24 protein-coding genes and 1 tRNA gene are annotated in these 25,457 nt (G+C 40.8%); 13 read left to right on the forward strand and 12 right to left on the reverse strand.

All coding sequences use genetic code 11. The features are described from left to right. On the forward strand, positions 1-111 hold a 111-nt coding region (locus tag LPW36_RS12500; protein ID WP_230607651.1), incomplete at its 5' end, for an IS1 family transposase. 234 nt (positions 112-345) lie between these two features. After that, the gene (fliB, locus tag LPW36_RS12505; RefSeq protein WP_230610076.1) at positions 346-1,563 is read left to right on the forward strand and encodes a flagellin lysine-N-methylase; all 1,218 of its coding nucleotides are present in this window, start codon (positions 346-348) and stop codon (positions 1,561-1,563) included. An 89-nt stretch (positions 1,564-1,652) separates the two neighbouring features. Here fliB and groL read toward each other — a convergent pair whose 3' ends face one another. The 3 genes from groL to LPW36_RS12520 all read right to left on the reverse strand — a co-directional run bounded on the left by groL (position 1,653) and on the right by LPW36_RS12520 (position 4,302). Next, the gene (gene groL, locus LPW36_RS12510) at positions 1,653-3,299 is read right to left on the reverse strand and encodes a chaperonin GroEL (RefSeq protein ID WP_230610078.1); all 1,647 of its coding nucleotides are present in this window, start codon (positions 3,297-3,299) and stop codon (positions 1,653-1,655) included. 51 nt (positions 3,300-3,350) lie between these two features. Further along, positions 3,351-3,644, reverse strand: a complete 294-nt coding sequence (locus LPW36_RS12515; RefSeq protein WP_108901213.1) for a co-chaperone GroES — start codon at positions 3,642-3,644, stop codon at positions 3,351-3,353. A gap of 178 nt (positions 3,645-3,822) precedes the next feature. Then, positions 3,823-4,302 carry an FxsA family protein gene (locus LPW36_RS12520; protein WP_230610080.1) on the reverse strand — a complete coding sequence of 160 codons (480 nt, stop codon included), beginning with the start codon at positions 4,300-4,302 and terminating at the stop codon, positions 3,823-3,825. A gap of 406 nt (positions 4,303-4,708) precedes the next feature. Here LPW36_RS12520 and aspA point away from each other — a divergent pair, with 406 nt between their 5' ends. The 9 genes from aspA (at position 4,709) to LPW36_RS12565 (ending at position 15,965) form a co-directional block, all read left to right on the forward strand. Further along, positions 4,709-6,133, forward strand: a complete 1,425-nt coding sequence (gene aspA, locus LPW36_RS12525) for an aspartate ammonia-lyase (RefSeq protein WP_230610082.1) — start codon at positions 4,709-4,711, stop codon at positions 6,131-6,133. A gap of 149 nt (positions 6,134-6,282) precedes the next feature. Beyond that, positions 6,283-7,584, forward strand: coding sequence for an anaerobic C4-dicarboxylate transporter (locus tag LPW36_RS12530; protein WP_230610084.1), 1,302 nt, complete (start codon positions 6,283-6,285; stop codon positions 7,582-7,584). Between the two features lie 139 nt (positions 7,585-7,723). Continuing rightward, positions 7,724-8,068, forward strand: a complete 345-nt coding sequence (cutA, locus tag LPW36_RS12535; protein WP_230610086.1) for a divalent cation tolerance protein CutA — start codon at positions 7,724-7,726, stop codon at positions 8,066-8,068. Beyond that, complete coding sequence (locus LPW36_RS12540) at positions 8,044-9,792, forward strand: protein-disulfide reductase DsbD (protein ID WP_230610088.1); 1,749 nt, start codon at positions 8,044-8,046, stop codon at positions 9,790-9,792. The genes cutA and LPW36_RS12540 overlap by 25 nt, the downstream gene beginning before the upstream one ends. 136 nt (positions 9,793-9,928) lie before the next feature. After that, positions 9,929-10,004, forward strand: a tRNA-Phe gene (locus LPW36_RS12545). A gap of 854 nt (positions 10,005-10,858) precedes the next feature. Continuing rightward, positions 10,859-11,944, forward strand: a complete 1,086-nt coding sequence (wecA, locus tag LPW36_RS12550) for a UDP-N-acetylglucosamine--undecaprenyl-phosphate N-acetylglucosaminephosphotransferase (protein WP_230610090.1) — start codon at positions 10,859-10,861, stop codon at positions 11,942-11,944. 116 nt (positions 11,945-12,060) lie between these two features. Further along, the gene (locus LPW36_RS12555) at positions 12,061-13,332 is read left to right on the forward strand and encodes a polysaccharide export protein (protein WP_230610092.1); all 1,272 of its coding nucleotides are present in this window, start codon (positions 12,061-12,063) and stop codon (positions 13,330-13,332) included. Next, positions 13,332-13,766 carry an arsenate reductase/protein-tyrosine-phosphatase family protein gene (locus tag LPW36_RS12560; RefSeq protein WP_230610147.1) on the forward strand — a complete coding sequence of 145 codons (435 nt, stop codon included), beginning with the start codon at positions 13,332-13,334 and terminating at the stop codon, positions 13,764-13,766. The genes LPW36_RS12555 and LPW36_RS12560 overlap by 1 nt, the downstream gene beginning before the upstream one ends. Positions 13,767-13,808: 42 nt before the next feature. Beyond that, positions 13,809-15,965 carry a polysaccharide biosynthesis tyrosine autokinase gene (locus LPW36_RS12565; RefSeq protein ID WP_230610094.1) on the forward strand — a complete coding sequence of 719 codons (2,157 nt, stop codon included), beginning with the start codon at positions 13,809-13,811 and terminating at the stop codon, positions 15,963-15,965. A 69-nt stretch (positions 15,966-16,034) separates the two neighbouring features. Here the strand turns inward: LPW36_RS12565 and LPW36_RS12570 are convergent, their stop codons facing one another. The 9 genes from LPW36_RS12570 to LPW36_RS12610 all read right to left on the reverse strand — a co-directional run bounded on the left by LPW36_RS12570 (position 16,035) and on the right by LPW36_RS12610 (position 24,136). After that, complete coding sequence (locus LPW36_RS12570) at positions 16,035-16,382, reverse strand: DUF4156 domain-containing protein (RefSeq protein ID WP_230610096.1); 348 nt, start codon at positions 16,380-16,382, stop codon at positions 16,035-16,037. Positions 16,383-16,555: 173 nt separating this feature from the next. After that, the gene (gene tehB, locus LPW36_RS12575) at positions 16,556-17,419 is read right to left on the reverse strand and encodes an SAM-dependent methyltransferase TehB (RefSeq protein WP_230610098.1); all 864 of its coding nucleotides are present in this window, start codon (positions 17,417-17,419) and stop codon (positions 16,556-16,558) included. A 159-nt stretch (positions 17,420-17,578) separates the two neighbouring features. Continuing rightward, entirely contained in the window at positions 17,579-18,580 is a 1,002-nt protein-coding gene (locus LPW36_RS12580) for a ParB/Srx family N-terminal domain-containing protein (protein ID WP_230610100.1), read from the reverse strand. Between the two features lie 298 nt (positions 18,581-18,878). Beyond that, entirely contained in the window at positions 18,879-19,193 is a 315-nt protein-coding gene (locus LPW36_RS12585; protein WP_230610102.1) for a FaeA/PapI family transcriptional regulator, read from the reverse strand. A 265-nt stretch (positions 19,194-19,458) separates the two neighbouring features. Continuing rightward, on the reverse strand, positions 19,459-20,418 hold the full coding sequence (locus LPW36_RS12590) for a D-2-hydroxyacid dehydrogenase family protein (protein WP_230610104.1): 960 nt from the start codon (positions 20,416-20,418) through the stop codon (positions 19,459-19,461). Positions 20,419-20,637: 219 nt separating this feature from the next. After that, complete coding sequence (gene kdgR / locus LPW36_RS12595; protein ID WP_230610106.1) at positions 20,638-21,429, reverse strand: DNA-binding transcriptional regulator KdgR; 792 nt, start codon at positions 21,427-21,429, stop codon at positions 20,638-20,640. 305 nt (positions 21,430-21,734) lie between these two features. Beyond that, complete coding sequence (locus LPW36_RS12600; protein WP_230610108.1) at positions 21,735-22,229, reverse strand: GNAT family N-acetyltransferase; 495 nt, start codon at positions 22,227-22,229, stop codon at positions 21,735-21,737. A gap of 337 nt (positions 22,230-22,566) precedes the next feature. Then, a complete protein-coding gene (rnz, locus tag LPW36_RS12605; protein ID WP_230610110.1) occupies positions 22,567-23,481 on the reverse strand; it encodes a ribonuclease Z in 915 nt (304 codons plus the stop codon). Between the two features lie 73 nt (positions 23,482-23,554). Continuing rightward, positions 23,555-24,136, reverse strand: a complete 582-nt coding sequence (locus LPW36_RS12610) for an NAD(P)H-dependent oxidoreductase (protein ID WP_230610111.1) — start codon at positions 24,134-24,136, stop codon at positions 23,555-23,557. A gap of 264 nt (positions 24,137-24,400) precedes the next feature. On the opposite strand from LPW36_RS12610, the gene LPW36_RS12615 reads away from it, so the two are divergent. Further along, positions 24,401-25,117: an AzlC family ABC transporter permease gene (locus LPW36_RS12615; RefSeq protein WP_230610114.1), complete on the forward strand. Its 717-nt coding sequence runs from the start codon at positions 24,401-24,403 to the stop codon at positions 25,115-25,117. After that, a complete protein-coding gene (locus tag LPW36_RS12620) occupies positions 25,114-25,431 on the forward strand; it encodes an AzlD domain-containing protein (RefSeq protein ID WP_230610116.1) in 318 nt (105 codons plus the stop codon). The genes LPW36_RS12615 and LPW36_RS12620 overlap by 4 nt, the downstream gene beginning before the upstream one ends. Positions 25,432-25,457: the final 26 nt, after the last annotated feature.

Genomic DNA, 25,457 nt, shown 5'->3' on the forward strand with positions numbered 1-25,457 from the left:
TTGCGAACCCATCTTAAACGGTTGACCCGCAAGACTATCTGCTTCTCAAAGTCAGAAGAAATGCACGATAAGATCATCGGATGGTATCTGACGATCAATCATTACCACTAAATCTGCGTCACGACCATTTTTTCTATAAAATAAGATAATTAATTAACCATTGAAATAATTTAAAATATTTTAACATAGCAAGCACAATTAAAATCTTACAAAAATAAATATAAAAACACTCTTTTCAGGTAAATAGAATGTTCTATTATTTATATAAACTTTACTTATTTACCATTTGGAAATAAAACCGTACTATAGCCGTTGATGGAATAAATATACATTGGATAGGCTAGGATGAATATCATTAATATTTATGAACCTGAATATGTACGCCGATTTCAATGTAATGGCGGTGGATGTTTGTGTACCTGTTGCATTGGTAAAGAGATCCCACTGGATAAAATCAGCACTCAGGCTTATCTGAAAAGCGCTGATGAAGATATCCGCACGGTAGCCCAACAAAGCATTCAACTGGCAAAAACCGATCTGGAGAACTGGGGTACCATTCACCTGACCGGGGACAACTACTGTCCGTTTTTTGATAAGGGTCGCTCGTGTACTTACTGCCTCATTGGCCGCAGAGACGATCTTCATACTCGCCCTAAATTCTGTCTTGATTACCCCTATGTGGACATCCGCTGGCAAAATGAAGTGCGCAAAAGTTTAGCTATTGAGTGCCCGGAAGCCTGCGGGCAGATCTTAATGAGCCAGACATCCATCTGGCTGGAATCCAAAAAACTGATTTCATCCCGCAGCCAATCGCCTCTCAATGATATCTATCACCGGGTTAACGCCGAGTGTATCGCCATTGCGCTACGTCCGGAATTGTCACTTTCAGAACGGTTATTGGCAATTGGTGAGTTAATCTTGCCGATTGCCAGCGCTGATTACACCAATAAAAAGCAGAAACATCAGGTCACAGAAGAATTGAGTGTGCGAACTGCATCCTTGACACGCGATTATATTCAATCCCGTATGGAGCAGATCCCCCGTAACAATATGGCCCGCTGGCAACTGTTTGCTCAAATTGGGTCTCAGGTAGCGGAATTAGCCAATGTTGAAACCGTACCAACCATGGCGACATTCTGGAAAGAGGTTCATCAGGATATTCTTCAGCAATCAACTGAAAGTGGGGCTCAAAAAATAGCGGAGCTTGAAAATGCCTGGATGCAAACCGTCACCCCGGTATTTAGTGAATGTCCTCATGTAGTCACCAACTATCTGTTTTACCGACTTTACCATGATAGTTTTCCCTATCATGCAAAAATGTCTGAAACAGAGGTCTATTATCAACTAATTACCGACTGCTTTATATTACGTAACCTGATTGGCTATTGGGTGTTGAAGTATTCCCAGCTCAGAAAATCAAAGATAATAGACATTGTGAATATTTATCACCGCTGGCGTCGCCAATATCCGGAAGCGTTTAAACTATCGGCTAATAGCCTGCAAGAAGCTGGGCTCTATCATCCGGAAAATATTCTTCAATTGTTGCTGAATCCTGCCGTTTAGCGGTTGCCTCTGAATTGATTTTAGAGCATAAAAAACCCCGGTTTATAACCAGGGTTTTACTCTTCAGGCAGGCTGAATGTATAGGGGAATTACATCATTCCGCCCATACCCCCCATACCGCCCATACCACCAGCAGCACCCATATCTAATTTGTCATCTTTTGGCAGGTCAGTCACCATACATTCAGTAGTGATCATCAGACCGGCGATTGAAGCTGCATATTGCAGAGCAGAGCGGGTTACTTTGGTTGGATCCAGAATACCCATATCGATCATATCGCCATACTGTTCAGTGGCAGCGTTATAGCCGTAGCTACCGTCACCGGCTTTCACGTTGTTTGCCACAACAGATGGTTCTTCACCTGCGTTAGCAACGATTTGACGTAATGGAGCTTCCATTGCGCGTAATGCAACGCGAACACCAACGGTTTGATCTTCGTTATCACCCTCAAGATTAGCAATTTTCGCTGCAACACGAATTAATGCTACACCCCCACCGGCAACAACGCCTTCTTCTACCGCTGCACGAGTTGCCTGCAATGCATCTTCCACGCGAGCTTTCTTCTCTTTCATTTCGATCTCAGTTGCAGCACCCACTTTCAGCACGGCAACACCACCAGCTAATTTAGCTACGCGCTCTTGCAGTTTTTCACGATCGTAATCGGAAGTTGCTTCTTCAATTTGCTGACGAATTTGCGTTACACGGCCTTTGATCGCATCTTCTTCACCAACACCATCAATGATGATGGTAGTGTCTTTGTTGATAACAACGCGTTTTGCCTGACCTAAATCTTCCAAAGTGGCTTTTTCCAGCTCTAAACCGATTTCTTCAGAAATAACTGTACCGCCAGTCAGCGTCGCGATGTCTTGCAACATAGCTTTACGACGGTCGCCAAAGCCAGGAGCTTTAACCGCAGCTACTTTTACGATACCGCGCATGGTGTTAACTACCAGCGTTGCCAGTGCTTCACCTTCCACATCTTCAGCGATGATAGCCAGCGGTTTACCCGCTTTAGCAACCGCTTCTAATACCGGCAACATTTCGCGGATGTTAGAGATTTTTTTATCAACTAACAGGATGAAAGGACTTTCCAGCTCAACAGCACCTGTTTCTGGTTTATTGATGAAATAAGGTGAGAGGTAACCGCGATCGAATTGCATACCTTCAACAACGTCTAACTCGTCTTCCAGGCCAGTGCCTTCTTCAACGGTAATAACGCCTTCTTTACCTACTTTTTCCATTGCTTCTGCAATCAGCGAACCAACGCTTGAATCGGAATTGGCAGAAATAGTACCAACTTGAGCAATCGCTTTAGAATCAGAGCAAGGTACAGACAGTTTCTTCAGCTCTTCTACCGCTGAGATAACCGCTTTGTCGATACCGCGCTTCAGGTCCATTGGGTTCATACCCGCAGCAACGGCTTTCAGACCTTCAGTTACAATCGCCTGGGCCAGTACAGTAGCGGTAGTTGTACCGTCACCTGCAGCATCATTGGCTTTGGAAGCGACTTCCTTAACCATTTGTGCGCCCATATTTTCGAATTTGTCTTCCAGCTCGATTTCACGCGCTACGGATACACCGTCTTTAGTGATTGTTGGTGCGCCAAATGACTTATCCAGAACTACGTTACGACCTTTAGGTCCCAGAGTCACTTTTACTGCATCGGCCAGAACATTTACGCCGCGTAACATTTTTACACGAGCATCATTACCAAATTTAACGTCTTTAGCTGCCATTTCAGGTTTCCCTTAACTTTTCAATTCAGTTCAAAAAAAGATCGTTCTAAATTACGCTTCAACAATCGCCAGAATATCGCTTTCGGACATAATCAGGACTTCATCGTTATCGATTTTTTCTACTTTCACGCCGTAGCCATCGTTAAAAATAACGACATCGCCAACTTTTACATCCAGTGCTTTCACTTCGCCGTTTTCTAGAATACGACCTTTACCAACAGCCAATACTTCGCCACGGGTAGATTTTGCTGCGGCAGAACCAGTCAGCACAATACCGCCAGCTGACTTAGTTTCAACTTCTTTGCGTTTTACGATTACGCGGTCGTGTAGTGGACGAATTTTCATTGATAGCTCTCCTTTGAGAAGGTCCTTACTAGGTTAGGTTTGAGCAGGTACATTTAATTACCAGCCTTGTGAAAGTGATATTGGGGGCATTCACCTCCCCTTCAAGGGGGAGAGTGAAAAAAATTTACATACGTTGTTTTGCATAAACAAAACGATAAGCAGAGTGTGGGATGAATACTCAGAAGTCAGGGTCTTTTTTGTCACCAATATGTTTGTTTGTATTATCTTCTTTACGTTGAAACTCACCTTCAACAGTATATCCTCCTTGATTTACCGTTGACGAACCTCCCGGGGTTGAACGAAATACATGAATAAATGGCATCACTCTTAGGGTCAGTAGCTTTTGAACCGGTGGCAGCAACAGCAATAATCCTAAAAAGTCAGTGAAAAAACCGGGAATAAGCAATAAAAAACCAGCCAGTAACAATGAAACGCTCTTCACCATCTCACCGGCAGGATTTTCGCCATTTGCCATCTTTTCCTGCATTTGTATTAATGTTTTTAGCCCCTGATGGCGAACTAACGATACGCCTAAACAAGATGTTAGGATCACCAAAATTAATGTAAGTGCCACACCAAAGACAGCAGCAACTTTAATAAAAATTGTAATCTCAATATATATCAGCAGAAACAACAGAATTAACGGTAGCCAGCGCACATAAGCTCCTTAATATTCAGAAATTAAATGATTTCCCACATAGTAACATACTGAAGCTATATCAAAAATAAGGATAATTAACACCAAGATGACGTTTTAATAACCTATCATTAAAATTAGCAAAAGCAGTTTAATATACTATATATATAGCCTTGATATAGTGTTGACATCTTAAAAAATCAACTCTGACGACAAAAACAACAACCACCCCTTTAGTGTGATTTAAATCACGTTTATGTCATTAATATTTTTTATGATGCCAATAATCTGATCTAGGTTCATACTTTTAATCAAAAGGAGCTTATGATCTCCACACCAAGAGCGACAACGCTTTTATAATATTGTAATCATTTAGCAACACAGTTTTTCACTATTTATTCATCTTGGTATATTAAAGAAGGTTTACATGTCAAATAACATCCGTATCGAAGAAGACCTGTTAGGGACACGTGAAGTGCCTGCTGAAGCTTATTATGGCGTTCATACTCTGCGTGCCATTGAAAACTTTTACATCAGTAACAGCAAAATCAGTGATATTCCAGAGTTTGTTCGTGGCATGGTAATGGTAAAAAAAGCCGCAGCAATGGCTAACAAGGAACTGAAAACCATTCCTCGTTCAATTGCTGATGCCATCATTCAGGCTTGTGATGAAGTTTTGAAAAACGGTAAGTGCATGGACCAATTCCCTGTTGATGTTTATCAAGGTGGTGCAGGTACCTCTGTCAATATGAATACTAACGAGGTTATTGCCAACATTGGTCTGGAGATGATGGGGCATCAAAAAGGGGAATATCAGTATCTGAACCCTAACGATCACGTCAATAAGTGCCAGTCTACTAACGATGCTTATCCTACCGGATTCCGTATCGCTGTTTACTCTTCCTTAATGAAACTGGTTGAGTCTATTGAAGTACTGCGTGCAGGCTTTGATCGTAAATCTGTTGAGTTTAAAGAAGTCCTGAAAATGGGTCGTACTCAGTTACAAGATGCGGTACCAATGACCTTAGGTCAGGAATTCCACGCCTTTAGCGTGTTATTAAAAGAAGAAGTAAAAAATATTACCCGCACTGCTGAGCTGCTGTTGGAAGTTAACCTCGGCGCAACAGCTATCGGTACCGGTTTGAATACACCAAAAGAGTACTCTCCTCTGGCGGTGCAGAAGCTGGCTGAAGTTAGTGGCTTCCCATGCGTAGTTGCAGAAGACTTGATTGAAGCAACGTCTGACTGTGGCGCTTACGTTATGGTTCATGGCGCATTAAAACGCCTGGCAGTAAAAATGTCTAAAATCTGTAACGACCTTCGTTTACTCTCCTCCGGCCCACGCGCTGGTTTAAACGAAATCAACTTACCTGAGCTACAAGCTGGTTCCTCTATTATGCCAGCTAAAGTTAACCCGGTTGTTCCTGAAGTTGTTAACCAGGTTTGCTTTAAAGTTATCGGTAACGACACTTGCGTAACTATGGCCGCTGAAGCGGGTCAATTACAGTTAAACGTAATGGAGCCGGTTATCGGTCAGGCTATGTTTGAGTCAATTCACATTCTGTCTAATGCATGTCACAACCTGGTTGAAAAATGTGTTGATGGCATCACCGCCAATAAAGAAGTTTGTGAAGCCTATGTGTTCGGTTCAATCGGTATCGTAACTTATCTGAACCCATTCATTGGCCACCACAACGGTGACATTGTTGGTAAGATATGTGCGGAAACCGGTAAAACTGTACGCGAAGTTGTTCTGGAGCGTGGTCTTCTGACCGAAGCAGAACTCGATGATATCTTCTCCATCAAGAACCTGATGTACCCGGAATATAAAGCAAAACGTTACGACGACTAGTTGCGAGAGAACTAAGACTCGGTAATAACGAAATTGAAGGCATGTCATTTAAAAAAATAGCATGCCTTTTTAATACCCTAAGGAACTTGTAGTCGTTAACTTTGTGTTATCTATTTTTAATAACACGTATAAAATCAAGGAAATAATATATGTTAGCTGTGCAATTTGTGATTGTCCTGCTGGCCATCTATGTTGGTGCGCGACTAGGTGGTATCGCCATTGGTTTTGCCGGTGGACTGGGCGTACTGGTGCTTACTATGGTTTGTCAAATCAACCCTGGTAATATCCCGTTCGACGTTATTCAAATCATCATGTCGGTTATCGCCGCAATCGCAGCAATGCAGGTCGCCGGTGGTATGGACTATCTGGTTAGTTTGGCTGCCAAGCTGTTACGTAAACATCCTAAGTACATTACGTTTCTGGCACCCGTCGTTACCTATATCATGACAATCTTCGCTGGTACTGGCCATACCGCTTTCTCTACTATGCCAGTTATCGCCGAAGTGGCAAAAGGTCAGGGCATCCGTCCTTCCCGTCCACTGTCTATCGCGGTTGTAGCATCACAGATCGCCATCACGGCATCACCAATTTCAGCTGCCGTTGTATTTACTGCCGGTATTTTAGAGCCCGTTGGTGTCAGTTACTTAACCCTGCTAGGTATTTGTATTCCAACTACCTTCGTCGCAGTCATGTTAACGGCTGTTGTGAGTAACTTCCTGGGCTGTGAGCTAAAAGACGATCCGGTTTACAAAGACCGTCTGGCTAAAGGTCTGGTTAGTAACACTAAAGCTGCCGACATCGTGATTAAACCAGGTGCAAAACTTTCTGTTCTGTTATTCCTGCTCGGTATCGTTGCCGTTATGCTGTATGCAACAGCGATTAGTAAATCTGTAGGCCTGATCGAAAACCCTATTCTGGGCCGTGATCACGCAATCGTTGTCTTCATGTTAAGTATTGCCACAGCAATCTGTGTATTCTGTAAGATTGATACTAGCGAAATCCTGAATGCAAGCACCTTCAAATCAGGTATGAGTGCCTGTGTTTGTGTACTGGGTGTTGCATGGTTAGGTGATACTTTCGTTCAGGCGCACATCAATGAAATCAAAGAGTTCTCTGGCAGCCTGCTGCAAGAACACTCCTGGATGTTAGCAATCATTCTATTCTTTGCTGCTACGCTGCTATATTCACAAGCCGCTACAGCAAAAGCACTGTTACCCGCAGCACTGGCTCTTGGCGTAACACCTGTTGGTGTTGTAGCGTCATTCGCCGCTGTTTCTGCTCTGTTCGTTCTGCCAACTTACCCGACTCTGCTGGCAGCAGTTCAGATGGATGATACCGGTTCAACCCGTATCGGTAAGTATGTGTTTAACCATTCATTCCTGGTCCCGGGCGTTATTGCTATTGCCCTGTCAGTTCTGTTTGGATTTGTTGTAGGTAATATGGTTCTGTAATTACCTTTAGCAGACCTGAAGTACGAGCACTTCAGGTCTGTTCCTCTCTTTCTCTTCCAGTTACTGACAAACCCCCACTCAACCAGTATAGTGTTTTGCTGAATGCAACATGTTTCCCCACCATCCAGAGGTAAACATTATGACAGCAGCAATTTCTGACAGTACCTGTACTAACGCCATTGTTATTCTCTGTACAGCGCCAGATGAGGCAAGCGCACAGGAGCTTGCTACTTTAGTATTGGCTGAAAATTTAGCCGCCTGCGTCACGATCTTACCCGGTGTCACCTCCCTCTATTACTGGCAGGGGAAGTTGGAGCAGGAGTATGAGGTTCAAATGTTGCTCAAAACGAATTGCCAGCATCAGGACGCCTTGATGGCAAAGTTGAAACAGCATCATCCTTATGAATTACCAGAACTGCTGGCATTACCTGTTAGTGGAGGCAATAAAGAATATCTATCATGGCTCGACACATCACTAAATTAATTATTCTCTTTTGGCTAACACTGTTTTGCACCTCGTTTAGTGCGCAGGCTTCGCTTTTCGATAAAACACCCTCTGCCGGAAAGTTTGTCAGTGTCGATCAGGCTTTTGCCTTTGATTTTAGTCAGAACAATCAAAATTTGACGCTCAAGTGGGATATCGCGCCGGGTTACTATCTCTACCAACATCAAATAAAAATTGAAGCACAGGATGCTACGATAGCACCCTATACATTCCCTACGGCGGAAAAGCATAACGATGCCTTCTATGGCGATACCTTAATTTATAAACATGCTTTATCAATACCCTTGACCCTTTTACAAGCTCAAAATGACTCGGTGATTACCGTTAGCTATCAGGGGTGCGCTGAAGCAGGATTTTGCTATCCTCCCGAAACCCGTAAGGTTCCATTAAGTGAAATAACAGCGACCAACAATTCGGTAGCAACAGCAGCATTATCTCCACCAACAAACAGTACAAAAAGTGAGGGGTCACTTCCCTTTTCACCTTTATGGGCTTTGGTTATAGGGATCCTTGCCGCAGCAACCCCCTGCGTGCTGCCAATGTATCCGTTGATCTCCAGTATTATTTTGGGAAACAAGCAAAGCTATAGCCTTAAGCGCACATTTTTTCTGGCCTTTGTTTATGTTCAGGGAATGGCATTAACTTATACCGCATTAGGTATTGTTGTAGCCGCCGCCGGCATGCAATTTCAGGCTTATTTTCAGCATCCGGTAGTCCTGATTGGCCTGTCCGCGCTGTTTATTCTGCTGGCTCTCTCTATGTTCGGAGTCTATACCATACAGCTCCCCTCCTCCCTACAGACCAAAATAACTGGTTGGAGTAACAGTCAAAAAGGTGGCTCTCCTTTAGGTGTATTTATCATGGGGGCACTGGCAGGGCTGATTAGTTCCCCATGTACTACCGCACCGTTAACGGCAATTCTGCTTTATATTGCCCAAAGCGGCAATCTGCTTATCGGTGGTGGAACGCTGTATTTGTACGCCCTGGGAATGGGTATTCCACTAATACTGGTTACGCTATTTGGCAACAAGGTGTTACCACGCAGTGGCCCATGGATGCAGTATGTTAAAGAAGGATTTGGGTTCCTGATCCTCGCTCTTCCGGTGGTCTTATTGGGTCGGCTATATGGTGAAATCTGGGAACTGCGGATGTGGTCAGCATTAGGATTAGCTTTCTTTAGCTGGGCTTTTATTGTCAGTCTGCGTTCTCAGCAAGGATGGATAAGAGTTCTTCAATTACTGTTACTGGCCGCGTCTCTTATTGTAAGTCGCCCATTACAGGATTGGGCATTTGGCCCGACTACTCAACAAGTACAGGCTGACTCGCGCAACTTATTTACACCGATTGCTAACAGTGATGAATTACATCAAGTCCTGGCGAATGCCAAAGGTAAAATAGTGATGCTGGACCTGTATGCTGACTGGTGTGTGACCTGTAAAGAGTTTGAAAAGTATACTTTTAGTGCAGCATCGGTACAAAATGCCCTGTCTGATGCCGTTTTACTTCGGGCAGACGTAACGGCGAATAATAAGCAGCATATAGCGCTGCTGAAGGAGTTTCAGGTACTGGGTCTACCCACCATATTGTTTTTTGATAAAACGGGCAGAGAGCTTACTGAGTTGCGCGTATCAGGGTTCATGGATGCCGCTCAGTTTACTGAGCATATTGAAAAAATCAAAAGGTATGCCAACAGAATTGAGTAACCTTACTCGAGTCCGCTGAATATTTAAGCATAATGACAAAATTCGAGTGAAAAAACAGCGATTGACCGGAATTTACTGTTTAAAAGACAGAAAGCCATTGACGATAAGGCGCAGATCCGGTTTAATGCGCCCCGTTGCCCGGATAGCTCAGTCGGTAGAGCAGGGGATTGAAAATCCCCGTGTCCTTGGTTCGATTCCGAGTCCGGGCACCATCATTTAAGAACCCGCCTTTTGGCGGGTTTTTGCTTTTTAGCGTTGAAAATATCGATATAAGATAAGTATGTTTTTTATAAATGACTTCTTAAATAGAAATAGCATCTCTGCAAAAACAAAAAATACCTTGCGCAAAACTGAAGGTAATTCTGGTCATATTAATTAATAATTTATAATTAACCCGTAGTTATTACTTACTAAATGCCTCCCTGTTTCTTACGCTGTTATATTATTTTATGGGATTTACGTGAAGAGAAATCCCCTTAAAAAAACGCCCAAAAATCCAGAAAAAACTTAAGCGCAACGATCAAATTCATTACATTATAATTAGTTACTCACTGCAATTATATTATCCATTTTAATAAATTACATGAATTTTCAATGCATGACCAATGTACAACTTACTAATATCAAGGCATTTTGATATTAGAATAAGGGGTGATACAGAAATTTAAGCATCTGTAAAAAATAACTGCCCGTTGCTTTAATTTATCTACTCATTTAGAATTCACTCAGATGCAGTATTGAGATTAGAGTCAGTATGCATGATCGTATACATAAATAATTATGATTGCCCTCGTTGATTCATAATTGTTTAAAATGGATAAAAACAGAGATAGAAAACTGACAGGATGTCATATAATGCTTATTCTCACTGGATATTCCTTTCATTAGCTATCTATTTTAGATGGTATATAGTTTCTATTAATAAACTGAAACTATTTATTTTTCATATATGAAATAGCATCAAATAGATTATCAATTTTATTAATTCAGCAAAATAACGGCAGTAAGTCACGGGCGGTAGTCTGCTCTAAATCTGCAATTTTGCACAAGGGATTGAAGGTATTCTGTGTTTTTCTTTTTATTTTCGGCATCAGCTTGTTGCCTAACCATATTATTGATAAGCAGAATTTTCGCTATTCAGGTAGGTCTTGTAGATAAACCCAATAGTCGTAAGCTGCATCATGGGCATATTCCATTAGTCGGTGGCATTGCCATCTATCTTTCAATATGTGCTATGTATGTTTATCAGGATAACTACCTGCCACATAGTACTGCTTACCTGATCGGTGCATCAATATTGCTTATTGTCGGAATATTGGACGATCGTTTCGATTTACCTGTAATTCCCAGAATTATTATTCAGGCTTTTGTAATAATTTTATTAATGATGGATGGTGTTTACCTTTATTCATTAGGTAATTTGTTGCCTGATAATATGCAAATATTAGGCTGGGCTGGGTATATTATTACTCTATTTGCCATGTGGGCCTCCGTTAATGCTTTTAATATGACTGATGGCATTGATGGATTACTTGGCGGGGTTACCTGTGTTTCATTATTAGGATTGGGAGTTAGCTTTTATTTAGGAAATCAGAATAATTTGGCTATGTGGTGTCTTACACTCATCGCTATTATTATCCCCTATCTATTACTCAATTTATGCATCCCATTTGGTAAGAAGTTTAAAGTTTTTATGGGGGATGCAGGTAGTACTCTCATTGGTTTTACTGTCCTTTGGTTATTATTGTTAGCAACCCAGGGTAATGATGCTGTGATAGCTGCCGTAACGGGGCTATGGCTAATAGCAGTTCCTTTAATGGATATGGTAACAGTAATGCTCAGCCGCATTCTCCAGAAACAGAGTCCTTTCAGACCTGATCGGGGGCATTTACATCACATTCTAATGAACCAAGGGTTGAGTGCGCACCAAACACTTCTTATCATAGTGATTATGGCGCTATTTTTTGCTTTTTTAGGTATCCTGTTAGAACAATTCAAAATCAAAGAAATAATTTCTCTTCTCCTGTTTTTAAGTGTATTTTCCACCTATTTCCATTTAATGAGAAAACTACGCTTTGCAGCCGTTAAGCAACAGGCGACAAAAGAATCACAGGTTACGGTTAATGAAACTAACCCAATAATATATAAGTAATTTAAATAAAATGATCTTAACTTTCTACTCTGATTATACAACGATGCATTTACCAGTAATCGAGTCATCACAAATTATCAGATTACTAACGCATTCCTTATATTGACTTAAACTTTATGGCAGTAAATGAAATGAAAATATCTATAATAATACCATCATTAATAACCATGGCCCTTCTCAGTGGTTGTACTCTGGAGCCTGGTAGTCATCTTTCAGTCTCAGGCAAGACCGTTCAGGGGCAGGAAGATGAGAATTTTGACATTAACCAAATGGTTAATGTTTACACCATTACACCGCAATTAGTTGAACAACATCGTGTTCAACCCGCTGTTGCTCAAGCAAATCCCGAGCTGGAAAAAGAGATACAAAATTACCAATACCGTATCGGTATTGGTGATGTACTCATGGTAACCGTATGGGATCATCCTGAGTTGACGACACCAGCAGGCCAATATCGTAGCGCCAGCGACACTGGTAACTGGGTTCAATCTGATGGTACTATTTTTTATCCCTATATCGGAAAAATATCAGTCAAAGATAAAACAATGGCTCAGGTACGAACAGCAATCGCAAATCAGCTCGCTCAATATATTGAGTCACCTCAAGTTGATGTCAGCATAGCCTCCTTCCGGGCTAAAAAGGCCTATATTACTGGAGAAGTAGCAAAATCAGGCCAACAGGCGATTACCAATATCCCATTAACTATCGTTGATGCACTTAATCAAGCTGGCGGCCTTACCGAGAATGCTAACTGGAACAACGCTATACTAACGCGTAATGGCGAAAAATATCCCATATCGTTAAATGCGTTAATGCAACATGGCGATTTAACCCAAAACCGTTTATTGAATGATGGTGATATTTTATATGTTCCACGCAATGATGATTTAAAAGTCTTCGTTATGGGTGAAGTCAAAAAGCAGAGCACGTTGCGCATGGATCGTAGTGGTATGACATTAACCGAAGCCTTAGGTAATGCTGATGGCATTGATCAAGCTATGAGCGATGCCAGCGGTATATTTGTTATTCGTTCTATTCGCAAAAATGTTAATAAAACTACCGATAAGCCAAAGAATAATACTATGCTTGGGTCAAATGGTAACGCTGAAGAAGGGGCATTATTATTTAGCCCACTGGAAGAAAATAGAGGCAACAAACTTGACGATAATGCAGATAAAAAACTTGCCAACATATACCAGCTAGATGCAAAAGATGCCTCTGCCCTGGTATTGGGCACAGAATTTCAACTGCAGCCTTACGACATTGTTTATGTCACAACAGCGCCTGTTGCCCGTTGGAATCGCGTGATTAGCCAGTTGGCCCCAACAATTACCAGTATTAATAGCATGACAGAATCAACTCGTTGGATCAGAAATTGGCCAAACTAATGTTTAATTCTATTCTGGTGGTGTGTGTTGGGAATATTTGCCGTTCTCCTATAGGAGAACGGCTGTTACAAATGCAGTTGCCTGACAGAGCTATTGAATCTGCGGGTTTAAAAGCACTTGTGAATCACCCCGTAGAAGAAACAATGGCAGAAATTGCACTACAAAATGGAATATCAGTCTTAGATCACAAAGCTAAACAGTTCGATGCTCAACAATGTCATCAATATGACTTAATTTTAGTCATGGAGAAAATACATATGGAGATGATCAACCACTTGGCTCCGGAAGCCAGCGGCAAAACAATGTTATTTGGCCACTGGGATAACCAAAGTGATATTGTTGATCCTTATGGAAAGAGCAAAGAAATGTTTGAGCTAATTTATCAACAGTTATCTAAGTCTGCTAATATGTGGGTAAAAGTGCTTAAGCGCTAAAAAATATCAATGAAGATAGCATAAGACTAAGTAGGAATAAGTATGTCGGAAAATCGTAGTGCCTCACATAAAAACCCTAAAGAGGAAGATGAAATAAATTTAGGAAAGATCTTGGGAACCATTATCGATAAAAAATGGTTGTTAATATCTATAACAGTATTATTTACTCTGATTGGAGCTTTTTACTCTTTATTCGCTACCCCTATTTATCGGGCTGACGTACTTATTCAGATAGAAAAAAACCCTACTAATAGTCTTTTAAATAGCGTATCTGAAATTTTATCAAATAATATTACACCATCAACAGCAACAGAGATTGAGCTGATAAAATCACGAATGGTTATAGGGAAAACCGTTTCTGAGCTGGGTTTAGACATTGAGATATCAGAAGAATATTTTCCAATTGTTGGAGAAAAATTTGCTAACTGGCTGAAAATTAAACCAGGCCAGGTTGCCATCTCTAAATTTGATATTCCTGAGTCAATGTATAATGACGATTTCACTCTTACAGTCTTACCTGATAATCAATACACTCTGGAAGGAGATGGCATTGATATCACTGGCAAAGTGGCTTCGCTGGAGAAAAGTAATAATATCTCTATTTTAATCAGTGACATTGCAGCTCCCATAGGAACTAAATTTAAGATAAAGAAAAGAGATTATCTTACAACGATTAATAATGTGTTATTAGATTTATCAATCCAGGATACGACTAAAGATGGTGGAATACTCAGACTTTATGTCACAGGAAAAGATAAAGAAAAAATTAAAAAAATTGCAGATAGTATCAGTAATAATTATTTGCAACAAAATGTCGAGAGAAAATCTGAAGAGGCAGCTAATAGTTTAGAGTTTCTAAAAGAACAACTTCCACAGATAAAAAAACAGCTTGAAGAAGCTGAAATAAAATTAAATACGTTCAGACAAACCAACGAATCTGTTGATTTAACTTTAGAGGCAAAATCCGTCCTTGACTCTATGGTTGCAATTACCTCTCAATTAAATGAAGTCACATTTAAAGAAGCTGAGATATCTAAATTATATACGAAAGAACACCCTGCTTATCGTTCGTTATTAGAGAAAAAGAATACTTTATTACAGGAAAAAGAACGCTTAAATAAAAGTGTTTCTAATATGCCAAAAACTCAACAAGAGATTTTAAGATTAACCAGAGATGTACAATCTGGTCAGGAAATCTATATGCTGCTGCTGAATAAACAGCAGGAACTAAATATTAATAAAGCCAGTACAGTTGGTAATGCCAGAATTATAGATAAAGCAATTACTCAACCTGAAAAAATAAAACCAAAATCATTATTGATAGTTGCCCTGTCATTTATTGCCGGAATGTTTATTTCTATCTTGATAATATTTATTCAAGAGCTATTCAGAAGAACAATTAATGACTCATCACAACTCGAAAGTATTGGTGTAAATATCTATGCTAATATTCCATTATCTAAAAATTTAAAGAGCAAAAATAGAAAGCTTATAAAACAATCGTTGCCAGACAATACTAAGCTATTGGCATTAGAACAAGAGACTGATTTAGCTGTTGAATCTATACGTAGCCTGAGAACCAGTCTGCATTTCGCCATGCTTGATGCCAGCAACCGCATTCTGATGATTACCGGTGCTACATCAGGTATAGGAAAAAGCTTTATCAGTAGTAACCTTGCCGTTGTCGTCGCACAATCAGGAGTCAGAGTTCTTCTAATTGATGCGGATATGAGAAAAGGAGGGTTACATAAATTATTTAAAATAACGATGGGTAATGGGCTTTCTGATATCCTGTCTAACAATAAAGAAATCGAAAAATGTGTTTATAAAACATCCGTTGATGGCCTAGATTTTATTCCGAGAGGTTCCATTCCTCCTAACCCATCAGAATTACTAATGAATAAGTATTTCTCCTCATTTATTGAGTGGGCCGGTGCAAATTACGATCTGATCATTTTTGATACCCCACCAATTCTGGCTACGACAGACTCAATGATTATTGGCCGATATTCAGGTACAAACCTGCTAGTTGCACGATTTGAGCATAGCTCTGTCAGAGAAGTGGAAATGTCGCTTAAACGTTTTGAGCAGAATGGACTGACGATAAAAGGGTTGGTTCTTAACGCCGTCCAACAAAGAGCCTCCAAATATTATGGGGACGGTGTTTTCGAATACTATGCTTATAAATCAGAAAAATAACTCATCACTGCCTGTTCAAGGCTAAGGCTTTCAGCTCCGGTACACACCGGAGCTGAAATCAACAACGAATCAATTTGGACAGCGGTAAACCTGTCCAGTGACGTTGCTGTCCAGAGGGACAAATTCAGATAAGAGGCTCCGCCCCTGCCCGGCAACACCATAAATAACATTACCGCCCATGGCGGCCGCTTTATTGCGCAGATCATTCGTTGCGCTGGTTACTGAATCATAGTCACTGCTGGCACCAGACAGCCAGTTGCCCTGGCTTCCTTCTGCTGAACCCAGTAGCTGACATGCCGCACCCGGTTGTTCGTCAACGATTCTGACCTGCTGACCAGCGCCGCTTAATGTATTAGTACTGGAACAACCAGCCAATAGCAATGCAGCCATCAAGCTTAAACACAATTTAACCCGCATGTTTCCCCCATATCATATTGAGAATCTGACTGATTCTAACAAAAAACCACAGACAGATTTAAGCATACCCTGTCACATTTAACTGAATCAGATTCTGTGTTGAATTACCGACCCAGCTTACTCTATTCTTTCTATCTGTGTCCGAAGTAAAAAACGGATGATATGATGAATAATCAGGCAATTTTCTTCGCTAACAGTGTCGCAAAACGCAACTTAATACGGTTACCATCGCTATCTGTTTTATGCAGTTCACCCACATCTTCGTTATATTTAACGATTTCCCAACCTTGATAATAATTTTTCAATTCCCCCTGACTAAAGGTGAATGAAAATGGTACAGGACAAGGGTAGTCTTCCGTCGACATTGCAGACACAATCAGGTTGTAGCCATTAAGCTCTGTTTTATCCTGCATATTTCTAATCAGGGCAGGAACCGTTTCTTGTTCCAGGAACATAAATACGACAGTGGACAGAATGAAACCATATGTATCATCAATCTTCTGCTCATTGATATTAAAAACTTCAGCCTGAATACCGCTTAATGACTCAGAATGAATAATCTCCTGGAGCGCACTGATATTTTGGTTATTTTTATCTAACGCTCTGACATCAAAACCAAGCTTATTTAAATAGAGGGAATTTCTACCTGAGCCACAGCCTAAATCCAGCGCCTTACAAGGCATCACATAGCCCGTAGCATTAAGCACTTCAGAATGTGTTTTCGTCATACCATACTTCTTATTGGTATAGTCTTCCGGCTGACAATAAAACTCCAACTGACATTCAATATCCAGAGAGCAACCAGCGATCTTATGCCATTCCTGCGGTTTAATCATTTCTGGCTGATGATAGACAGAAAACTGCTCGGTGCGAATCACCTCACCATCATCACTTAAATAAGCAAACGACATCTCTCCCTTAAACAGCGTTAATTTCGCCCAGGTTCCTTGCTGAGTATTATGCTTTTCCTGAAACATAGCCGGTAACGTTTCACTGTTCCAACGAGGCAGTTGTTTATAACAAACAAGGTGTTCCATACTAAATCTCTTATACTGAAATAATTGGCTCAAAGAGAGTGACTCTCTGTTATAACATTGAAGACCTGATTACGCTAAATGGAATGGCTTTTTCACAACAAAAATCCAGATAAGAGCCATAAAGATTGGACATCCTGTTTCAGGGCAGAAAAACAAAAATTATTGTTGATGAGAGGCCTGATAAGCCAAAGCCTTTGCCAGCTTAGAGTCTGGTTCTGATAGCTTTTTCAGTTTCTTCTTGTGTATCTTATCCAGCTTCCCCAGCTCTGCGGCACTTTTTCCTGAGTCTCCCACCCGTTGTTCCGGCGGTAGTGCAGTCATAATTTTGGCTGCATCTTTCAATGCTTTGACATACCCACCCAGTTCCGATAGTGAGTACTGACTTAAATTCATTTTGCTGTTCAGTAATTGTCCCCAATAAAATTCCAGAAAAGGCACTTCAGGATAAGGTTTACCCGTTTTTGGATCTAAATTGTTGTCTGACTTATCATAAGAAATACCCCTTAAATAATAGAGCATTGAGCGCCAGGAGTCGTCCTGAAATGATTTCAGACCAAGAGTCGAAGGTAATTGTGCAAACGTAATGGAATTGCCTTTAGCATCAATGGGTAAAAAATGCTTTAATTCCGCCATCTTCTGTTCAAATTCAGATTGAGTAACAGGACTCCCTTTCACGTCATGACTCAAATTCTCTCCGACTAATACACTTAAGCTGGTATCGCCACCGCTGGCTTCCCAGAAGCTATTCAATGCATGATGCCCATCAGTCAGATAAATTTTACCCCCGGGACCAATATCGACCGTATTCATTGCTGATTTATCTGTTCCTGCCGGTAATGAACAACGGTATGACGAAGGATCTTCAGGAGAAGAAGAACGACTTTGTTGTTCCAGTTTACCCGCGCCCTGGACTTTACAGAGATCCGAAAACAGCTTTTCAGGCTTTTTGGCGTAGTCGTCTAAATCACCAGCAATTTGCAACTTACCGACAGCAACCTGAGTTGGATGTAACTCATTAAGATGAACCAGAATAACATCACCAGGTTTAGCTAACATTCGATTATCAGAAATCTGTATTGCCATAGCCGTTGAACTCAGCAGAATGCCGGAAAAAGCCCCGATAATGGGCATGATAAAAACGAGTAATCGACTGATGAACATCAATATCATCCTTTGTTGACGGACATTTACCGATAATAACTGATTATAGCCAGATAGATGCGAATTGCTTTACCGTTATCAAAATGCCACTGCGCAAAACTGATGAATCAGTAAAACTTAATGAAAATATAATAGAAAACGTAACTAATTGAAGGTAGATGAGAAAATATGAATGGATATTTATCACATACAGTTTTTTATAACAAAAAACACACAAATTGTGCTACTATCTTCACACAGCTAATTCATCCCTGATGTTAATTTCCTTAAAAGAGTACCTGAAAATAAAGACTATTTATCAGCACCAATCAATCAACCACCAGTGCAATGGATACCCCTTTTTCACACCAGTTTTTAACACCCGACCTTCTTCCATCAACTTCAGCAGATAGTAACGGGCCTGATAAACATTGATCACACAGATTTCAGCAATATCATTGGTGGTTGGCCCAATCAGACGCAATGTCTCATCGCTAATCTCGCCGGTAAGAGAAACTTTTTCTTTTACCGCTGCATATTTTGCAGCACATTGTTCAGCTAACGTATCCAATATCTCCTGAGTAATCATCGCACCTTTGGTCAGTTTTTCATCTGATTTATTATTATCTATCATTCAGCCTCCAACTCTGCATAACCTAAATAGAAAATTGCTTGTCCGGAGTATACACCAGTCATAATTCTTTCATCTATCAGTGAGTAACAGAGACTAATCTTTTTTTTACTCAGGCTAACTATTGAAAATATTAAGTGTTTGATAAGGAATTATGTTTTCAGCCCAAAGCGTTGTAAAAACAAAATAAAAAATAACTAATGACTAAAACAGAAGCGCTTCATGATTTATTATGAAACGCTTTGCAGAACAAAAATCTTAATTAGGTTCAGAGCAGTTGACGTATCGGTTTTTCTGCCAGAAAAGCGACAATATCTTCAACCGCCCCCTGAAAATATCCCTGATAGTTACTGTCCGAAACATATCCCAAATGAGGTGTCGCTAACACGTTTGGTAAAGTACGCAGAATATCACCTTCCGGCAATGGCTCTATTTCAAACACATCCAGTCCGGCCCCGGCAATACGCTGATGACTTAAAGCATCAATCAGCGCTTTCTGATCGACAATAGCAGCCCGCGAGGTGTTAATTAAAAACGCTTTTGATTTCATTCTGTTCAATTCGGCTTCACCAATTAATCCCCGGGAACGTTCACCCAGAACAAGATGAATGGAAACAAAATCGCTGCTCTCCAGTAAGGCCTCTTTTGATGGTGCTAATTCAACGCCAACTTCTGCAGCTCTTTCTGCCGTTAAGTTTGAACTCCAGGCCGAAACCTCCATGCCAAACGCTTTGGCAACCTGAGCAACTCGTCCACCAATTTTACCCAATCCCAACAACCCAAGGCGTTTACCGTTGAGTGTTACACCTACAGTACTTTGCCATGCCCCATTTTGGCGAAATGCATTATTTTCCGACACGATATGGCGAGCTAACCCTAAAATCAGCGCCCAGGTCAACTCCATCGGAGGCTCAGAACCGCTTGGTGTTCCACAAACGGTGACACCCTGAGCCGTTGCAGCTTTCACATCAATAGCGGCATTACGCATACCGGAAGTAATTAAGAGCTTTAGCTTAGGTAATTTAGCCAATAACGATTGAGTAAACGCTGTACGCTCCCGCATGATAATCACAATTTCACAATCGCCAATTCTGTCCGCCAGCTCTTGCTCATTAGCAATATGTTGAGAGAGTGAAAATACATCGACCCGATCGCGTAACGCAGACCAGTCAGCCATAGATAAAGCGACATTCTGAAAATCATCAATAATTGCACATTTTAATTTCATAAGCCGAATCCTGTCAGGGGCAATATCCGATTGATATAAATTTATTTATCCAAATAATCTGTCAGAAATGTACACTCATCTCTGACAAAAAACTTTGTCTGGCGTCTGAATTTTGTTACATCAGGAAATTAATGCGTTTGAAAGCAGATAATATCTTACAGAATAATGTGTTATTGGAGGGAAACAAAAAGGGAGCTAAAGCCCCCTTATGACTAAAACTTAAAATGGATAATTGTGGTAGCCCATTTGAGAAGAGATATTACGGGCTGCATCATGTAACATCTTAATAATTTCCGGCTTGTTCTCTTCAGAGAAACGAATAGTCGGTAATGAAATACTTAAACCAACAGTAACAATACCAAAACGATCGAATACCGGTACTGCAATACAGCGCAGCCCTTCTTCCTGCTCTTCAATATCTTCAGCATAGCCTTGCTCTCTGGCCTGTTCTAATACAGATATGAAATCTTCAGCACACAAAATGGTGTTATCTGTACTACGGGTAAAGGTGATTTTACTCAGGGTTTCCTGTACTTCCTGCGGATCGCTCCACGCCATCAGGACTTTACCAATTGCCGTAGTATGAATTGGATTGCGGCGCCCAATACGCGAGTACATTCTCAGATTATAGAGTGAGTCAATTTTGTGGATATAAATAATGGCATCATCATCCAGTGCGCCAAGATGAATGGCCTCTTTAGTCTGTTTGGATATTTCACGCATTTGAATGTTGGCATAACGAATCAAATCAACATTCTGTAATGACTTTGAACCCAGTTCGAATAGCTTCAAAGTAAGGGAGTATTTATCTGACTCTCCCTCCTGCGTAACATAACCTAATGTCTTCATCGTTTGCAGAAAACGATATACCGTACTTTTCGACATCATGACCTGTTGAGCCAGCTCGGAGATACCCATCTCACGTTCTTCACCTAACGCATTCAATATACCAAAAACTTTCAGTACCGATGAGACTGAGTCTGGTTGCTTATCTAAATCATCCGCGGCCATTTGGTTGCCACCTTATGCTGGTATTCGTTTCAGAAAAATTGGAACAGTGTTTTTATTATAATGTTAAAGGCCAGCAAATGACAATCAGTGTTGATATCAATCTGTGTGATGTATCAGCATTATTTTTATTAAATATAATTAATAACCACGATAACTCTTATAGCCATAGATAATTTTATCAAGCCAGATAACTTACAATTAATATTATTAACAATATTAATTGTCAGAAAATAGCATGATTAATAAAATAGCCATACTCCTGAAATTAGCTAAAAAGATTAATATTTAGTCACGGTTTTAATATATTAATGTAGAATATTAGGATTCGTAGGAAAGAACGACATACGACCCGGTCTTGAGATAATATAGAGTTCACTTTGTTCATTTGGTGCTATCACTGTCCAGCCCCGGGAAACATAATAAGTGATACTCTCATCCGCGGCTAAATAAACATTTGAAAAACCATTTATTCTCGCCCGCTCCAGTGCATTCTCTATCAACATTGAACCAAAACCCAGCTTTCTGTACCCGGGTAAAACATAAAGCCCACTCAGACAAGGAAAAAATGGGTTACTATCATGTTCTCGTTCCATCAGATGTACAGAACCCACAGGCCGCCCATCACAAAGGGCAACTAAGGAACAAGGTATTCTGTTCTTTTTGAGATGTTCACTCAAAAACTCTTTAAGCTCGAAACTATCCGTTCTTGGCCCTTCCCAAAATTCCCGATAACACCATTCCATTACATCATCAAAGTACTGAGGGTGTTCAGCTAATGAAACAATCAATTTACTATACATGGCATTCTCTGATTTATATTAGAATGCAGAATATTACCAACTAATAAAATATTTTCACCTGCCAGAACCACAAAAAACATTATTTTTATAGAATTGTTAATCTGAGCATTATTTTACTAAACAAGTATATTAAATAATAATTAAAAATAACAAATTGGAGACAACTTGCATTTATAGCAATTAATTAATGCAACCAAAAACACTCCTTAAACAAGTCAGGTGAAAATTCTTACGGATATTATCATGTTCATTAATGCGCCTGAAATAATACCAAATACCATATATTTTATGTCGAGTACTATATCGGTATCTGTTGTACAGATACCGGATAAACTGATTAAAGACTGAATACGGCTAAATCACTGGCCATTTCAGTTTTTGGGAATATCTCCTGGCACTCAGCCAACAAACGTAAGCACTCTTCGGCCCCATAACGCGCACTAAAATGGGAGATAATCAAACGTTTTGCTCCAGCGGCTTTAGCTAATTCCGCCGTCTGCTGAGTTGTAGAATGGCCCCGACTATTCGCCTGCCCGGCCATTGAGGCCTCCAGCGTCGTTTCATGAACCATTACATCAACATCTTTAGCCAATACTAATGCGTTTTCAGATGGAGAAGTATCACCAAATATTGCTAATACTCGCCCTTTCTGAGCAGGACCAAGATAATCAGGACCATTAATCACTCTTCCGTCATCTAACTGAACCTGTTCACCCGCTTTCAAACGCTGAAAAATTGGGCCTGCGGAAACCCCTTCGGCCAACAGACGAGAAGCATCCAAGGTACCGGGTTTATCAGCTTCTTCAATTCGGTAGCCAAAGCTCTCAATACCATGTACCAACGGCAATGCAGTGACGCAAAATTGTTGGTCCTCAACAACCTTACCCGGTTGAATTTCTATAATTTCCAGTGGATAAGTCAGATAAGAGCCGCTGAGGTTCAGGGCTGTTTCAATAAAAGTTTTAATACCCGGAGGACCGTAGAGCGCCAGAGGATCCTGAGAACCAGCCATTGAACGGCTACTGAGTAACCCGGGAAGACCAAAAATATGATCCCCGTGTAGATGGGTGATAAAAATCTTTTCCAGACGCCCAATTCTTATTGAAGAGTACAAAATCTGATGCTGTGTTCCCTCTCCACAGTCAAACATCCAAAAGCTATTGCATTCACTAAGCAGATTCAACACTAAGCTGCTTACATTTCGTTCTTTACTTGGCGTACCGGCACCGGTACCTAAAAAAATCAATTCCATAATAGATTAATTCTGAATCAAATATTTAATGGCTCTGAGCGCTGAAGCCTACTGATTGTGCTACATCGCAAAATCAGGCAAAAACAGCGGCCAGATGCTCGCGTAGACATTTAAGGTTATTCTCTACATCAGGCTGCTTTATCACATCAATGCATAAGAAAGTCGGCAGTGGTTTCATACCTAAAAACTGGTTCGCTTTGTGGAACGGCAGATAGACGCCATCCACCCCGGCACCCTCAAAAAATTGAGACGGATCGTCAAACGCTTCTTGCGGTGCATTCCAGGTCACTGACAGCATATAGGTTTTTCCCTGAATCAAACCGCCTGAACCATATTTTTTCGACGCGTCTGAACGAGAACGACCATCGCTGGCATACAAACGACCATGACCTTCGGTAAACACTTCATCAATATACTTTTTAAGGATCCATGGCGCACCCATCCACCAGCCAGGCTGTTGGTAAATCACTGTGTCCGCCCACAGGTATTTCTCTATCTCATCTTCCACGACATAGCCGCGATCGATAATAGTCTCTTTTACTTCATGTCCGGCATGGCGTAAAAAATCGGCGGCAGCATGATGCAGAGTTAAGTTCAGCTCACCGTTAGAATGTGCGAATTTTTTCATTGCATTGATAATCAGAATTTTACTCATAATTTCATTTCACTTAATTAATTTTGATGTTGCCCCAACCGGGAACAACCTGATAGGTACCCTATTTGAATGGTTATAGTGTACCCGTTTTATTCATTAATAAAATCGCGATAAAATCATAAGATAATTGATTCTTAATCAACAATAATAAATAGAAAAGAAATATATTCACCAGAAATCGCTTATAGAATCATTGTCATTCCTGGTTTGTGGTATAAAAACAACATAAATTATTAGTGAAGTATACGGATCAACAGCATCATCATGAGTGAATTAACATCAGAAAATGGGCATCCAACAGGGTGGCACAGCTTTCTGAAAGGTTGTATTGCAATATTACCGTTAAGTCTGGCGGTATTACCCTGGGGAATTCTGGCTGGTTCGATGGCGATAGAAAGCGGCCTGACCCCCGCAGAAGGCGTCGGCATGTCAGCAATCATCTTTGCCGGAGCTACCCAGTTGGCAGCAATGGGAATGATAAAAGCCGGGGCCGGAGTCATGGCTATCATGGTATCAGCCTTCTTTATCTCTTCGCAGCACCTGCTTTACAGCTTGACCCTGCGGGATCGCATCTCACCACTACCGTTAAGATGGCGACTGGTTTTAGGCTTCCTGTTAACCGATGAGCTATTTGCTTTGATTGGAAAACATAGCGCAGCTAAATTTGACCGTTGGTATGCACTTGGCGTTGGGTTGTTTTTCTATATTTTTTGGCTGTTATCGACGCTGGCTGGCGTATTAGCTGCTACTCAGATAGAAAATTTAGGCAGCTATGGGCTGGATTTCTCTATTGCGGCCACCTTTATTGTTATTGTGGTCCCATTAATCAAAAACATCCCAACTATCGTTTGTGTTTTTACCGCACTCATATTGTCCATTGTATTAGGCTATTTTCACGTTCCCAGTTCGCTAATTATTTCTGGAGTAACCGCCATGTTCGCCGGGTTAATCACTTCTCTGGTTGTGGGAGATAAAGAATGATCTGGTTGATTATTTTTACGACAGCACTGGTTGTATTTGTAAACCGTTACCTGTTTTTAGAACCCGGTTTGCCAATCAAATTAAGCCCAACCATCAAGAAACTATTGGGATTTTCAATACCGGCAATTTTAACCGCTATTTGTGGACCGATTATTTTTCTGGACGACCACGGATTCAGGGAGATTCCCCTTAATCCTTACTTTATTGGCGCTATTATCTCTGTTTTACTGGCATTGTTTATTCGCAATACGCTGGTTTCAGTGATTCTTAGCTTGCTTATATTTATGTTGCTGAAACAAGCCATACTCCCTTAAAAATTAATACGGGAATAATTTCAATT

The sequence above is a fragment of the Limnobaculum eriocheiris genome, assembly GCF_021010575.1.
GTDB classification, from domain to species: Bacteria; Pseudomonadota; Gammaproteobacteria; order Enterobacterales; family Enterobacteriaceae; genus Limnobaculum; species Limnobaculum eriocheiris.